Source organism: Pseudoduganella sp. R-43 (genome assembly GCF_049913255.1).
Classification (GTDB): domain Bacteria; phylum Pseudomonadota; class Gammaproteobacteria; order Burkholderiales; family Burkholderiaceae_D; genus Rugamonas.
The window spans coordinates 3,235,469-3,247,833 of sequence record NZ_CP183988.1; the positions used below are offsets into that span (position 1 = coordinate 3,235,469).

The window sequence follows — 12,365 nt, forward strand, 5'->3', positions numbered from 1 at the left end:
AAAAGTGAGAAAATCACTTGAAATTACTGGCATGAGTCTTGCAGATATAGGTCACATGACTGATCGCACTACGCTTACCGTAACAAACCAGGGGAACCGTCCTATCCAGGTCGGCTCCCATTTCCACTTTTTTGAAGTCGATTCGGCGCTGCAGTTCGAGCGCTGGAAGGCCTATGGCATGCGGCTCGATATCGCGCCGGGAACGGCGCTGCGTTTCGAACCGGGCAAGGCGCACACCATCACGCTGGTGCGCCTCGAGGGGGATGCGGAGGTGGCCGGCTTCAGCGCTGGCGCAAGACGATAGGCGCCATCAGCTCGGGATGCTTGCCGAGGTGGCCTTCGAAACCGGCGCGAATGGCCGCCATGTCCTGTTCTTCATCGCCGGTCAGCCAGACGTGCTCGACCAGCCCCAGGGTCTTGTTCGGATAATCCATATAGACCAGCACCAGCGGCACCTTGGCGGCCAGCGCCAACTGGTAGAAGCCGCTTTTCCAGTAAGGCTTGTAGCCGCGCGTGCCTTCCGGCGTGATGCCGACCCAATACCAGTCTTCCTTCATCATCGCATCGGCCTGGGCCTGGATCAGGCCTTGCGGCGCGCTGCGGTCGACCGGCGCACCGCCGAGGTAGTAGAACCAGCGGCCCAGCAGTGGAATCTTGAACAGGCTGTCCTTGGCCAGCCAGCGGAACGGCAGGTCCAGCGCCCATTTGCCCAGTACGCCGATGATGAAGTCCCAGTTCGACGTGTGCGGGTAGACTACGGCGATGCCGCGCGGCCCGGGCAGCGGCTTGAACTTCATTTGCCATCCGAAAGCATGCAACATGCGTAAGGCGACGCGCTGCTTTAGTGTTGGCAGTTTGTCCGCCTCTAGCTTATATTGATCCATGCCTTCCCCATTGTTTGAATTGCACCATTAAGAGTTTGTAACTTCTGGTGCTGAAAATTTGTGCGGCGGTATTCTATCCTGCCGGTCCTCGGGGCAGCAAGGTGAAATTATGACAAGGCAAGTGTTGTGCGTCGCCGCTACAACGGCAGCGCTGCCGGCGGCGTTGCTTGCCGCAGGCCAAACGTTCGACGTCTGCCACGTGTGCGGCCTGGCCGAGGCGGCGGCGGCCTTGCGCGAACAGCATTTCCCGGTGGGCTTGCTGGTGCTGGACGATTGGACCGCCTCGCTTGCCGAACTCGATCATTTTTTGCGCCGCCACAGCCGGCCGCGCTGGGTTGCGGTCTTCCTCCCCCAGGCATTGGAAGAGGCCGCCTTCCGCCAGCTGGTGCATGACCATTGCGTCGACTTCCACACCTGGCCGCTGGATGCCGAGCGGCTCAGCCATACCTTGGGCCACGCGCTCGGACTGGCTGCGCTTTCCGGCCTCGGCCATTTGCCGGAAGCATGCCAGGCGATGCGGCTGACCGGCACCAGTACAGCCATCACCTTGCTGCGCCAGCGGATACTGAAAGTAGCGAGCGCCGATGCGCCCGTGCTGATCTGGGGCGAAAGCGGGACCGGCAAGGAGCTCGTGGCGCGTGCCATCCACGAGCATTCGGGACGGCGCGACGGGCCCTTCGTGCCCATCAATTGCGGCGCGATCCCGGCCTCGCTGGTGCAGTCGGAATTGTTCGGTTACGAGAAGGGCGCCTTTACCGGCGCCGGTCCCGGCAAGTGCGGCTTGATCGAATCGGCCAGCGGCGGCTCCATTTTCCTTGACGAGATCGGCGACCTGCCGCTCGAGCTGCAGGCCAACCTGCTGCGTTTCCTGCAGGAGAAAACCATTTACCGCGTGGGCGGGACGCGCAGCGTGCCGGTCGATGCGCGCGTGATTGCCGCGTCGCACGTCAAGCTGGACGATGCGGTGAAACGCGGCTTGTTCCGGGAAGATTTGTTTTACCGGCTCAATGTCCTGACCTTGCAAGTGCCGGCCTTGCGCGAGCGGCGCGATGACGTGGTGGCGTTGGCGCAAGAAGTTTTCCACAGTTATGCCACGGAACGTGCACGGCGCGTGCGCGGCTTCAGCAATAGTGCGCTGCGGGCGCTGCGCGCGCATGACTGGCCGGGCAATGTGCGCGAGCTGTTGAATCGCGTGCGGCGCGCGGCCGTGATGGCCGACGGCGCCCTGATCCAGCCGCACGACCTCGAGCTGGATGGCAGCGACAGCGCGGCCGCTGCCGAAGATCTCGGCGCCGCGCGCGCCAGCGCCGAACGGACGGCCCTGCAAGGCCGTCTCGATGCCGGCCACAGTATCACTGCCGTGGCGCGCGAGCTTGGCGTATCGCGCATGACGCTGTATCGCCTGATGGCGAAACACGGTATCCAGCGGCCCTCGCGCCGCGGCGAAGACTGAGCTGGCGTACAGCCGCGTAACACCGATGTGACACTGTCCTGCAAGCCTTGTCTCCCATGGAGAAAGGCACTGCGTGGCCACGCTTGTGTCACAGATGCGTGACAAACTTGCCTCAATCATGCACGCCACTTGCTGCACCGCCGCACCAAAGTCGAGCAATTTCAACAGCTTAGGACAGGTGGCATCAAGCTTGCGATATGGGTTCTGGCCCCAGCATTGCGGGCACTTGAAGAACACGACATCAGCGAGGACGAGATGAAGAAAACTTTGCTAGCAGCAGCCATTGCACTGGCGATGGGTAGTGCATTCGCGCAGGAGACACCGCCGCCCAATGTGAGCCAGACCGGGCCGGGCGCCCAGGCCAATGACAATTCCACGGCGACACAGGACAGCAGCCAGGCCAACGCCAACAACAACAGTACCGGCGCCGCCGATGCGGCCGCAGCCGGCGCCGCGGCAGCCAACAACGGTGCGACAGCGACATCGTCGATGACCAACGCCTTCAATACGTCGACAGCGACCGCGGTCAGCACGCTGACCGGCACTGTCACCAACAATACGATCAACAATATCGGCAACGTGGCCAGCAACGGCGGCAATGCCAATGGCGGTGCGGGTGCGGCTGCCCTTGCTGGCGGGGCCGCGGGCGGTAATGCCAATGGTACCGGCGGCGCTGGCGGCGCCTCGAACGGCGGCGCCGGCGCGGCAGGTGCGACCGGCGGCGTGGCGTTCAATGGCAGCGCGGTCGGCGGCAATGGCAGCGGCGGCGGCGGCTCGGGCGGTGCAGCCATGGCCGGGGCGGGAACCGGTGGTACCACCGGTGCTGGCGGACTGGCTGCCGGTGCGGCAAGCGGCCGCGGCGGCGATGGTGCGCGCGGCGGTGAAGGCGGCGCCGGTGGCGCAGGCGGCATTGTGGTCGCCGGCGCTGGCGGGGCCGGTGGCGCAGGCGGCGCGGCAGCAGGCGGCGCGGGCGGCGTGGTTGGCACTGCAGGCAGCGGTGCTGGCGGCGCCAGTGGCGCGGCGACCGGCGCCCGCGGCGGCGACGGCGGTTCGACTGGTGCCGCCGCCGGCGGTGCGGGCGGCATGGGCGGCGCTGGCGGAGCGGCGGGCGCCGGCGGCATGGCAGGGGCTACCGGCAGTGTCGCAACCGGTGCTTCGACGTCGAGCCAGACTTCGACCGGCGGCGCCGCATCGAGCGGCAGCGCGGGCTCGAGCAATACTGCGTTGAACGGCACCAGCGGCACCGAGCCGCTGACCATCCCCGGCATGGGCGACCAGAACAGCACTGGCGGCACCACCGGCACGGCTGATGGCCGTTCGGCCAATACCGGCAACGCATCGACTTCCGGTGCCGGCACCAGCGGCGCGGGCGGCACGGGCGGCGCGGGCGGCGGCGGCGGTGCCGGCGCAGCGGGCGGTAGCGGCGCGGCAGCCAGCAATACGGCAGGCAACGGCGCTGCAGGCGGCGCCAACAGCTCCGGTGCCGGCGGCGGCAGCGGCGCAGTGGCGGCTACCGGCGGTGCGGGTGCTGCCGGTACCGGCGGCGCAGGCGGCGGCGGTGCGGCTGGCGGCAATGGCACCAGCACCGGCGGTGCTGGTGCGGCCGGCGGCAACGGCGGCAACGGCGGTTCCAGCGGCCTGGCAAGCAATACTGCCGGCTCGAGCGGCGCTGCGGGCGGCGGCACCGGCGGAGCGGCGACCGGCGGCAGCGGCACCGGTGCGGCGGGCACTGGCGGCGCGGCGACCAACGGCAGCGCCACGGCTGGTGACGGCGGTGCTGGCGGCGCCGGCGGCGGCGGCAACGTGGCCGGTGCGGGCGGCGACGGCGGCACCAATACTGCCGGCAACGCGACCGGCGGCAATGCCACGGGCGGCAACGGCGGGGCTGGCGGCACCAATAGCGTGACTGCGGGCACCTTCGACATGTCGAACACCATGAGCGGGGTCGGCCAGTCGGCTGCGGGCATCATGGTGATCAGCCAGAACAACGGCATGTCCTCGCTGGTGCAGCAGAGCGTGAACGTGCAGGCCAACCTGGCTGTGGGCAAATAGCCGGCACAGCATCATGCGAAGCTTAGGCAGGCCAGTGCAAGTCCTGGCCCTGTGCGCCGCCTTGGTGCCGGGCCTGGCGGTGGCGTCCCCGTGGGTGGGGGCGCTGCCGCTTGGCCCGCTGGCTGCGGCGGCGGGCCCGTCCCCGCCGGAATCGCCGCCTGCGCCGCGGCCTGCGCTGGCCGGCAACGAGCGCCCCGCGCAGGATGAGCGCCTTGAGCAGATGCGCGGCGGCAGCGATGCGCCGTGGAGCGATATGAAGCTGGCCGGCACCGTGGCCAACAACAGCGCGGTGAACGTCGTTACCGGCGCCAATATCGTGACTGACGGTGCGTTCAGCAACGCGTCGGGTATGCCGATGGTGATCCAGAATTCCGGCGCCAACGTGCTGATCCAGAATGCAACCATCGTCAACGTGCAGATCAAATGAGAGGCCTCTTCAGCGTTCTGGCATTGCTGCCGGCATTTGCCGCGCAGGCCGCCGACTTTTCAGCCGGCGGCGCCAGTTTTGTGCTGCCGGTGACCAGCCTGAAGGAGGCGCGCTTCCGCACGACGGTAAGACAGCAATACGATTTCAGTTGTGGTTCGGCCGCGCTGGCGACTTTGCTCAGCCACCACTACGATTTCCAGGTCTCGGAGCAGGAAATTTTCCGTGACATGTTCGTGCGCGGCGACCAGGCGCGCATCCGGCGCGAGGGCTTTTCGCTGCTGGACATGAAGCGCTACCTGGCCACGCGTGGCTTCACTGCGGACGGCTTCGAACAGCCGCTGGACAAGCTGGCGCAGGCCGGCTTGCCGGCGATCGTGCTGGTGGCCGACAACGGCTATCGCCACTTCGTCGTGGTCAAGGGCGTGCAGGGCGAGCGTGTGCTGCTGGGCGATCCGGCCGGCGGCACGCGCGCCTTGTCACGCCAAGGGTTCGAGGCGATCTGGCAGAACCGCCTGCTGTTCGTGATTCATGGCCGGCCCGGCAAGCCGCGCTTCAATGAAACCGCGGACTGGCGTGTGGCGCCGCAGGCGATGCTGTCGGAAGGGATCATGCGCGACAGCCTGCGCGACGTGACGGTGCCGAAGCTGGGCGCCGGGGATTTTTGAAGGGAGGGCGGCATGAAGCGAAGAATCGGCGTCAGCGGCTTGTTGCTGTTGCTGGCGATGCCTGCCATGGCGCAGGGACAGGGGCCGCCTGAAGGCTGGGCGCCGGCGCCGGAGGCGCGTCTCGAAGAGGCCCGTGGCGGCTTTGAGAACGGCAACGGCCTGCTGGTCGCGCTGGGCGTGGAGCGCATCGTCGAAGTCAATGGCGTGGTGGTGGCGCGCAATCGCGTGGAACTGGCCGATGTGGCGCGGCTGGCGAATTCGCCGCAGGCCGGGGCTGCGCTGGCGCCGATGCTGGTGCAGAACAATACGAACGGGCAGTTGATCCGCAGCCTGACCACGATCGACCTCACCGTCAACGCGCTGTCGACCTTGAAGAGCCTGAACCTGGAGGGCAACCTGCGCCAGGCCTTGTCGAACGTCATTGTGCCCCGCTAGGGAGGGAGCGATGCTTTCAAAGAAATTCGCGGCCGGGATGCTGATTGTCGCCAGCCAGGCGACGCTGGCCCAGATGCCGGTGCAGCAGCGCAGCAACGCCGAGCTTGCAGCCGAGTTGACCGAGTTGAAAAAGGCGCTGGCCGAGCAAAGGGCGCTGCTGGAGGATTTGCGGCGCCAGGTGGCTGAGGAGCGCCTGGCGTCCGCGCGCGGCACAGGGGCTGCGCAAAGCCAGCCGCAACCCAACGTCCCGCCACCCGGACAGGCGCCGGCGCCGTCCGGCCCGGCGCAGCCGGCATTGGCGGTGGGCCAGCCGCCAAAGCGCGACAGCAAGCCGCCTGAAGTGGCGCCTATCTTTGAAAGCCCCGGCGTCCTGACCGGGCGCGGCAAGCTCGTGCTCGAACCGGCCTTCCAGTTCGGCTATTCGTCGAGCAACCGCGTCGCCCTGGTGGGCTACACCATCATCCCCGCCTTGCTGATCGGCCTGATCGACGTGCGCGAAGTCAAGCGCAATACCAGCACCGCCACGCTGAGCGGGCGCTATGGACTGAGCAACCGCACTGAGCTCGAACTGCGCCTGCCTTACATTTACCGCTCGGACTCGACCGTGAGCCGCGAAGTGTTCACCGGCTCGGCGGTGGAAAAGGTATTTGATGTGAGCGGCCGCGCGCTGGGCGACGTCGAACTCTCGCTGCGCCACCAGCTCAACGATGGCGGCGCCGAAAAGCCCTATTACGTCGCCGGCCTGCGCTTCAAGACGCGCACCGGCCGCGATCCCTTTGAGGTCGTGACCGACTGCGTGCGGCGCTGCATTGGCGAAAACGCCACCGGCACCGGCTTGCCACTGGAGCTGCCAACCGGTTCCGGCTTTTATGCCTTGCAACCCAGCCTGACCTGGCTGTATCCGACTGACCCCGCCGTGCTGTTCGGCAGCGTCAGCTACCTGCACAACTTCCAGCGCAAGAACCTGAGCCGGCTGGTGCTCGATGGGGAACGCGAGCCGCTCGGCACGGTCAAGCCGGGGGCGGTCATCGGCTTCAATTTCGGTGTCGGGCTGGCGCTGAATGAAAAGGCCTCCCTCAGCTTTGGCTACGACCACAGTTCCATTGCCCGCACCAGGCAGAATGGCGTGCCGGCGCCGGGCTCAGTGCGCACGCAACTGGGTACCTTGCTGGTCGGCTTTTCTTACCGGCTGAACCCGAAGCAGACGGTCAATGTCTCGGTGGGGGCAGGGCTGACGCGGGATACGCCGGATGTCTCCGTCATGCTGCGGGTACCGACAAGCATGTAGTTGCCGTTTACGCTAATCTAGCGTTTTGGCAACTAACAAGAAGGAGATCGAATGATCCTGAAAAAGCTCGCCGTACCGTTCGCAATTGCCGCCATTGCAGGCGCCGCCCACGCTGCAGCGCCGATGGCCAAGACTCAGGCGCCCGGCTTCTATCGCATGAATGTGGGCGACTTCGAAGTCACCGTACTGAACGACGGCACGATCGACCTGCCGATGGACCAGCTGCTGAACCAGAAGCCTGAGAAAACGACCAAATCCCTGGAGCACAGTTTCCTGAAGTCGCCGGTTGAGACTTCGGTCAACGCTTTCCTGGTCAATACCGGCTCGAAGCTGGTGCTGATCGATACCGGCGCCGGCAGCCTGTTCGGGCCGACCCTGGGCAATATCCTGACCAGCCTGAAAGCAGCCGGTTACCAGCCGGAGCAGGTTGACGAGATCTACATCACCCACCTGCATGGCGACCACGTCGGCGGCCTGGGCGGGCAGGACAAGCCGGCGTTTCCGAATGCCGTGGTGCGCATGGACAAGCGCGATGCCGACTTCTTCCTGAGCAAAGCGAACCTCGATAATGCCAGTGCCGAGGCGAAGGGCAATTTCCAGGGGCCGATGAGCGCGGTGTCCGGCTATGCGGGCAAGGTGAAACCGTTTGAGGGCAATACCGAACTGGTGCCGGGCGTGCGTTCGACTTCAAGCTATGGCCATACGCCGGGCCACACCACCTATGTGGTGGAAAGCAAGGGGCAGAAGCTGGTGCTGATTGGCGACTTGATGCACAACGCGGCGGTGCAGTTCCCTGATCCGGGCGTGACGATCCAGTTCGACAGCGATTCGAAAGCGGCCCTGGCGCAGCGCAAGGCGGCGTTTGCCGAGGCGGCGAAGCAGGGGTATTGGATGGGGGCGGCGCACTTGCCGTTCCCGGGGGTGGGGCATTTGCGTAGTGAGGGGAAGGGGTATAAGTTCTTCCCGGTGAACTATTCGGCGAACCGTTGAACCGGTAAACCTGTGTCTGACCCGCAGGGTCAGACACTTGTACGCGACGGCCGCGAGTCAAGTGTCTGACCCTGTGGGTCAGACACTGGTTTACCAGGTTCAGGCCAGCGCTGGATAATCGGTATACCCTTCCGCCGACGGGCCGTAGAACAACTCAGGGCGCTGCGCATTCAGCGCGGCACCGGTCTGCAGGCGGCGCGGCAGGTCCGGATTCGCGATGAAGTCCTTGCCCCAGGCAATCGCATCGGCGCGGCCTTCTGCCAGCGCAGCCTGCGCCCCCGCCACATCAAACTTCTCGTTGGCGATATAGACCCCGCCAAACTCACGCTTCAGCAACGGACCCAGCGAATCATCGCCAACCGCCTCGCGTGCCGCGATGAAGGCAATACCGCGCTTGCCCAGTTCGCGCGCCACATAGCCGAAGGTCTCGGCCGGGGTCGAATCGCCCATGTCATGCGCATCGCGGCGCGGCGCCAGGTGCATGCCGACGCGGTCCGCACCCCAGACGCCGATCACGGCATCGGTCACTTCCAGCATCAGGCGGGCACGGTTCTCAACGCTGCCGCCGTATTGGTCGGTGCGCTGGTTGGTTGAATCCTGCAGGAACTGGTCGAGCAGGTAGCCATTGGCGCCGTGGATTTCCACGCCGTCGAAGCCGGCCTTTTTGGCATTCTCGGCACCCTTGCGGTATGCCTCGACGACGCCCGCAATCTCCTCGGTATCCAGCGCGCGCGGCACGGAATAGGGGCGCGGAGGGCGCAGCAGGCTTACATTGCCCTTGGCCGCGATTGCGCTTGGCGCGACAGGCGCCTGGCCATCGAGCAGGCTAGGGTCGGAGATACGGCCCACATGCCACAGTTGCAGCACGATCTTGCCGCCCTTGGCATGCACGGCTTCGGTCACCAGCTTCCAGCCTTCGACCTGCTCATCGGACCAGATGCCGGGGGTGTTTTCATAGCCCACGCCCTGCGGAGTCACCGAAGTGGCTTCGCTGATGATCAGGCCCGCGGAGGAGCGCTGCGCGTAATACTCGGCCATCAAAGCATTTGGCACGCGCTTGCCGCCGGTGGCGCGCGAGCGGGTCAGGGGAGCCATGACGACGCGGTTCTTCAGGGTCAGCGCGCCGATAGTGATGGGGTCGAACAGGGTGCTCATAAGGTATTCCTCTCATGCTCAATAAATTGCAGGATGACCTCCTCATTGCGCTTGAAGAAATTCCACTGGCCGACCCGCTGCACCGTCACCAGTCCCGCCTTCTGCAAGATGGCGAGGTGGCCGGAAACGGTCGATTGCGAGAGGCCGGCCTGCTTGTCGATCATGCCGGCGCAGACGCCCAGCGACAGCGGTGCGAGCTGCTCGCTGAACCAGGCCTCCGGCTTTTTCAGCCAGGACAGTATCTGGCGCCGGACCGGGTTGGCCAGGGCCTTGTGGATTGCATCAATGTCAATGGAGTCAGTCATATTTCGGTGTTTCACGATAAGTATATCGGAAAAAGCCGATACGTATATCGGAGCATGTCGATGGATTTCAAGCCTTGTTTTTATGCTAATCGGTAGAGCACCAGCGCCACGACGGCCGGCACGGTCTGCACGAAGAGAATGCGTTTGCTGACGGTCAGCCCGCCCCAGATGCCCGCCACGGCCACGCACAGCAGGCCGTATGTGATGAAGGCGGAACGCACTGCCGGCTCGCCATGCAGCAAACCCACCGCCAGCGCCGCCACCAGGAAGCCGTTATAGCAGCCCTGGTTCGACATGGCCGGCTTGACGATGGGCGCCTTTTCCGACGACAGGCCGAACGCGCGGCGGCCGCGGGTATCGAAGAGGACGGTTTCCAGCAGCACGATATAGACGTGGATCAGCAGGACGATGGCAACGGCGATCTGTGCGAACAGCAGCATTGGGGGGCTCCCTGAAAGTTTGGACCCCCAATGATATACTGTCGGCCTTCTCCCGCGGGGACGACCTCGCCGCAAGACCAGGGAGCCAGGCGGGGACGACCCCGTCATGACTTGGGAGAACATCATGCACTGGATCGTCCTGTTACTCGCCGGCCTGCTGGAAGTCGTCTGGGCCGTCGGACTCAAATACACCGAAGGTTTCACCAGGCTGGTGCCGAGCGCCGTGACGCTGGCCGCCATGGCAGGCAGCGTGATCCTGCTTGGGCTGGCGCTGCGTTCACTGCCGCTGGGAACCGCCTACGCCATCTGGACCGGCATCGGTACCGTGGGCACCGTCATCTGGGGCATCATGGTGCTGGACGAGCCGGCCAGCGTGGCGCGGCTGGTGTGCATCGCCATGATCGTGCTGGGCATTGCCGGGCTGAAAATCCTGTCGCCGCATTAATCGTTGCGCGGGCCGACGCCCGACTCATCCGACCAGCGCGCATAAATGCGTGCCAGTTCGCCGCTGTCGCTGAGCTTCTTGACTGCCGCGGCCAGCAGCGGCGCCGCCTGTGGGGGCGCCTTCTTGCTCAACCACAAGAACATGGAGTCCTCTTTCAGCACGGCTGGCATCAGCTTGATCCTGTCCTGCAGTTTTTGCTCGCGTATCAGCCAGTGCAAGGTCAACTCGTTCATATAGAAATAGCGCCCATGGCCAGCCAGGATCTTGCGCAGGTTGGTCACGTTGCTGCCGGTGCTGTCGTCGACCGTGATGCCGAGCGCGCGCAACTGGTCGATATAGGCCGCGCCGCGCGACGTGGTGACCAGCGGCTTCAGGCGAGCAAGGTCGTCCAGCGAATTGATTTCGGCCGTGTCGTCGGCGGCAGCGGCCAGGCGCTGGCGCGAAACGTACAAGGGGTGCGGAATGGCGATGGCGATGTGGCGGCGCAATGGGGTGGAGACCAGGGCGCAGGCAATTTCGGCGTTGCCGAGGCGGAGGTTCTGTTCGATCACCAGGACGGAACGGATGTCGTCCAGCCCCGTGAAACGAAGGCGCGGTTCAACGCGGGAGATGGCGGCAAGGATGTCGGGGCAGACGCCGGTCGAGGCGCGCCCATCCTGCCGGATCCATTTTGGCGGCAGGCTTTCCTGGCCGGTGACGCGCAATACGAAGTCGGTGGCGAGCGCCGCCACGGGCGCGGTCGCGAGCAGGAGTGTGCCAATCGCGGCAAGCGGGAATCTGTTCATATTGTTTCTCCCCCTTGCCGCGATTTTAAAGCTAATGGCTATCAGACAAAAGAGTCACTCACTTTGGCGAGGTAGAACCATTCGGCATTCGGTTTGGCATTGACGTCCGGGAACAACATATAGGCGTCGAATGGCGCCAGCACGGCGCTGCCATCGGCGCGGCGGCCGATTTCGTCACCGGCTAGCAGGCGGTCGAAGCTGGACCAGGTGCGGCTGAAGGTATCGCCGGTGTCCAGCTTGTCGTGCACCTCCACCATCGACAGGTATTCCATGTCTTCCAGTGCGATCGGCTGCGGCTTTGGCGCCTCGATCAAGCCAAAGTGGGCCAGCACGTTCATGATGGCGCGGTAGGCGACATCCGGCGCTAGCGGGTCGAAGTGCTGGCCGCATTCCAGGGTCAGGGCCATGCCGCCGGTGCTGCGCATGTACTCGGTGGTGCCGACGCCGTATTTCAGGACGGTCTGCACTGCGCTGTCGTCGCGCAGGCGGCGCTGCACGCCGGCGCCGTAGGTGGCCATCCAGCCGTCGACGAAGCGCTTGACCCCGAGGATGCGGGCCATGGCGCGTTCTTCGGCTTCGTGCCTGAACGGCTGCAGGGTGCCGTCGTTGTTGCGCGGGCCGACCATGACGAAAGGCTGGCTCTGGGCGTTGAAGGAATGCAAGTCCAGCAGGATTTCGTGCTGGCCGAGCAGGGGGCACAGCCAGTTGGCGATATGGTCCTCGAAGTCTTGCGGATTTTCGGTCGGGAACAGGTTGCGGTTCAGGTTACGGTCGCCGGAACGCTGGCCTTTCTGGTACGCCAGCGGATTGGTGACCGGCACGAAGGTCACGCTGCCGTTCAGGATGTGCAGTTCGCCTTTGTCCAGTTGCTCCATCACGCGCAGGATGCCTTTGGTGCCGCAGGTTTCGTTGCCGTGCACGGCGCCAGTGATGATCAGGCGGCGGCCCTTGCCCTGGCCGGTGTAATTGACAGATTTAAAATGCATTTTGCTGGCGTCGGTCATGCTGTTCCTTTAAGGCTTGGCGAATAAGTGGCCAATA

15 protein-coding genes are annotated in these 12,365 nt (G+C 65.1%); 9 read left to right on the forward strand and 6 right to left on the reverse strand.

The window, feature by feature from the left end; translation table 11 throughout:
• Positions 1 to 31 precede the first annotated feature (31 nt).
• Positions 32 to 304, forward strand: a complete 273-nt coding sequence (gene ureB / locus ACN9M3_RS14865) for an urease subunit beta (protein ID WP_057264856.1) — start codon at positions 32 to 34, stop codon at positions 302 to 304.
• Here ureB and ACN9M3_RS14870 read toward each other — a convergent pair.
• Complete coding sequence (locus tag ACN9M3_RS14870; protein ID WP_426323421.1) at positions 282 to 797, reverse strand: 1-acyl-sn-glycerol-3-phosphate acyltransferase; 516 nt, start codon at positions 795 to 797, stop codon at positions 282 to 284. The genes ureB and ACN9M3_RS14870 overlap by 23 nt on opposite strands.
• 196 nt (positions 798 to 993) lie before the next feature.
• On the opposite strand from ACN9M3_RS14870, the gene ACN9M3_RS14875 reads away from it, so the two are divergent.
• The 7 genes from ACN9M3_RS14875 (at position 994) to ACN9M3_RS14905 (ending at position 8,194) form a co-directional block, all read left to right on the forward strand.
• Complete coding sequence (locus tag ACN9M3_RS14875; RefSeq protein ID WP_426171813.1) at positions 994 to 2,337, forward strand: sigma 54-interacting transcriptional regulator; 1,344 nt, start codon at positions 994 to 996, stop codon at positions 2,335 to 2,337.
• 255 nt (positions 2,338 to 2,592) lie between these two features.
• Positions 2,593 to 4,389, forward strand: coding sequence for a hypothetical protein (locus tag ACN9M3_RS14880; RefSeq protein ID WP_426323424.1), 1,797 nt, complete (start codon positions 2,593 to 2,595; stop codon positions 4,387 to 4,389).
• 34 nt (positions 4,390 to 4,423) lie between these two features.
• Positions 4,424 to 4,816, forward strand: a complete 393-nt coding sequence (locus ACN9M3_RS14885) for a hypothetical protein (protein ID WP_426323426.1) — start codon at positions 4,424 to 4,426, stop codon at positions 4,814 to 4,816.
• A complete protein-coding gene (locus tag ACN9M3_RS14890) occupies positions 4,813 to 5,481 on the forward strand; it encodes a C39 family peptidase (protein WP_426323428.1) in 669 nt (222 codons plus the stop codon). The genes ACN9M3_RS14885 and ACN9M3_RS14890 overlap by 4 nt, the downstream gene beginning before the upstream one ends.
• 12 nt (positions 5,482 to 5,493) lie before the next feature.
• Positions 5,494 to 5,916, forward strand: coding sequence for a hypothetical protein (locus tag ACN9M3_RS14895; RefSeq protein ID WP_426323430.1), 423 nt, complete (start codon positions 5,494 to 5,496; stop codon positions 5,914 to 5,916).
• Positions 5,917 to 5,953: 37 nt separating this feature from the next.
• The gene (locus ACN9M3_RS14900; RefSeq protein ID WP_426323760.1) at positions 5,954 to 7,204 is read left to right on the forward strand and encodes an acetate kinase; all 1,251 of its coding nucleotides are present in this window, start codon (positions 5,954 to 5,956) and stop codon (positions 7,202 to 7,204) included.
• Between the two features lie 51 nt (positions 7,205 to 7,255).
• Entirely contained in the window at positions 7,256 to 8,194 is a 939-nt protein-coding gene (locus tag ACN9M3_RS14905; RefSeq protein ID WP_426323432.1) for an MBL fold metallo-hydrolase, read from the forward strand.
• A gap of 99 nt (positions 8,195 to 8,293) precedes the next feature.
• Here the strand turns inward: ACN9M3_RS14905 and ACN9M3_RS14910 are convergent, their stop codons facing one another.
• The 3 genes from ACN9M3_RS14910 to ACN9M3_RS14920 all read right to left on the reverse strand — a co-directional run bounded on the left by ACN9M3_RS14910 (position 8,294) and on the right by ACN9M3_RS14920 (position 10,094).
• The gene (locus tag ACN9M3_RS14910) at positions 8,294 to 9,349 is read right to left on the reverse strand and encodes an alkene reductase (protein ID WP_426323434.1); all 1,056 of its coding nucleotides are present in this window, start codon (positions 9,347 to 9,349) and stop codon (positions 8,294 to 8,296) included.
• Positions 9,346 to 9,654: an ArsR/SmtB family transcription factor gene (locus tag ACN9M3_RS14915; protein ID WP_426323436.1), complete on the reverse strand. Its 309-nt coding sequence runs from the start codon at positions 9,652 to 9,654 to the stop codon at positions 9,346 to 9,348. Before ACN9M3_RS14915 ends, ACN9M3_RS14910 begins: the two co-directional genes overlap by 4 nt.
• Before the next feature lie 80 nt (positions 9,655 to 9,734).
• The gene (locus tag ACN9M3_RS14920; protein WP_426323438.1) at positions 9,735 to 10,094 is read right to left on the reverse strand and encodes a DUF1304 domain-containing protein; all 360 of its coding nucleotides are present in this window, start codon (positions 10,092 to 10,094) and stop codon (positions 9,735 to 9,737) included.
• Positions 10,095 to 10,218: 124 nt separating this feature from the next.
• Between ACN9M3_RS14920 and sugE the strand changes: the two genes are divergently transcribed.
• A complete protein-coding gene (gene sugE, locus ACN9M3_RS14925; protein WP_426323440.1) occupies positions 10,219 to 10,539 on the forward strand; it encodes a quaternary ammonium compound efflux SMR transporter SugE in 321 nt (106 codons plus the stop codon).
• Here the strand turns inward: sugE and ACN9M3_RS14930 are convergent.
• The gene (locus tag ACN9M3_RS14930) at positions 10,536 to 11,324 is read right to left on the reverse strand and encodes a substrate-binding periplasmic protein (protein WP_426323442.1); all 789 of its coding nucleotides are present in this window, start codon (positions 11,322 to 11,324) and stop codon (positions 10,536 to 10,538) included. The two genes, sugE and ACN9M3_RS14930, sit on opposite strands and share 4 nt — an antisense overlap.
• 41 nt (positions 11,325 to 11,365) lie before the next feature.
• Complete coding sequence (locus ACN9M3_RS14935) at positions 11,366 to 12,310, reverse strand: succinylglutamate desuccinylase (protein ID WP_426323444.1); 945 nt, start codon at positions 12,308 to 12,310, stop codon at positions 11,366 to 11,368.
• Positions 12,311 to 12,365: the final 55 nt, after the last annotated feature.